This is a genomic window from Pseudomonas gingeri, assembly GCF_013385635.1.
Lineage (GTDB): Bacteria > Pseudomonadota > Gammaproteobacteria > Pseudomonadales > Pseudomonadaceae > Aquipseudomonas > Aquipseudomonas gingeri_A.
This window is the reverse complement of the sequence record NZ_JACAPR010000045.1, coordinates 1-1,491: the sequence shown is the minus strand read 5'-3', so window position 1 is coordinate 1,491 and position 1,491 is coordinate 1. Positions and strand designations below refer to the sequence as shown.

At 59.9% G+C, this 1,491-nt stretch carries 1 protein-coding gene; it reads right to left on the bottom strand.

The window, feature by feature from the left end; translation table 11 throughout:
* Positions 1 to 264: 264 nt before the first annotated feature.
* Positions 265 to 1,323: an IS110 family RNA-guided transposase gene (locus HX851_RS32770; RefSeq protein ID WP_177066510.1), complete on the bottom strand. Its 1,059-nt coding sequence runs from the start codon at positions 1,321 to 1,323 to the stop codon at positions 265 to 267.
* Positions 1,324 to 1,491: the final 168 nt, after the last annotated feature.

The following is a 1,491-nucleotide window of genomic DNA, read 5'->3' as shown; positions in this document are numbered from 1 at the left end:
CCGGCTCCTATGTATGGACTCGCCTCCACTGTCTACCCCGCTTTTAAAACACTGCTGCCCGGTTGCATCTATGTATAAGGCCTATTCGAGGAAGCCGTCTTCGGCTTCTGGCCAACATTGGTTGAGCTCGCGGTATGCCAATTACGATCAGGCCTCGAAGGCCGGTAGGAGCCAAGGCATCAATCCGCGACGGTCTTACCTGGGGTCAATGTTTTCTAGCAGGGGCGGGAGCGCTTCAGCGCCCCGGTGGCAGAACTCTGTGGATCAGTGGCTCACCGCCGCTTCCTGGCCGTTACCCGGTTGCCGACGATAAGTCTGTTCATTCTGTAGCAGCACCCAGACGATGCGCAGATTTCGGTTAGCCAGCCGTACCGCAGCTTCCTTGCGCCCCAGGCGACTTACCCAGCGTTGCAGGCGGCGATCATCAGGCTGCTCTGAGTCGGGCCGCATTTGCCTCAACACGGCATGTGCTCCCTGAATCATCAGGCTGCTGACGTACCGGTCGCCACGCTTGCTCATTTTGCCCATGCGCACCTTTTCTCCGCTACTGTGCTGGTCGGGCACCATGCCAAAATAAGCGGCAAACTGACGCGCATCGGCAAAGCGCTCCGGCTGGGTCTGCTTGGCCAGCAGCGCTGTGGCGATAATCGGGCCTATGCCGCGCACGGTCATCAACCGCTTGGCGGTCTTGTCCGCGCTGGCCGCTGCCTCCAGACGCCCGGTTAATACATTGATGCGCTCGCCCAGGTGGCGCCACTCGCCCAGTAACTCGTCGATTAACTCACGCAGCATATCCGGCAAAGGCTGGGTAGCATCTTCCAGTATCCGAGGTATGGTCTGGCTGATGGCGACATCGCCCTGAGCCAAGGCAACCCCGTGCTCTAACAGAAGCCCCCGCATCTGATTACTCATCGCGGTGCGTCGACGCACGTAGCCCTGCCGGGCACGGTGTAGCGCTTGCATGGCCAAGGCTGCCGCGCTTTTGATCGGTACAGCCAAAATTCTCGTATCCCGTCCCGCCCGCAATATTGCAAGTGCATCGTTGCGGTCGTTCTTGGCGCCGCTGCGATGATCAGCTACGTGCTGAGCCGGAAGAATCCGCGCCAGGTTGCCTTGGGCCTGCAGCTGCCGTGCCCAAGCCTGAGCCCCCGGCCCCGTTTCCATCAGCACCACCGTGGTTGGGGGGAGCTTGCGCAAAAAGGCGTAGAAGGCTTCACGGGATTTGATGCGCTCCTCGTAAAGCACCTGTCCGAGGGCATCTTCACCTGCAACCTGGAAAACCCGCTTGGCAAGGTCGACCGCTACCGTTGTGCAGGCCGACAAATCGGAAGGAGACAAGGATTGATCAACCGAAGTATGCTTTTTCATGGACTCGCCCTCGCTGTCGTTGGCTTCTTAGACTGCCACCGTGGCGCATTGACGCCTCGGCGTGGGCGAGTCCATCCAATTACAAGGGGATGATCGTTCCCACGCGCAGCAAAGGAATGCCGC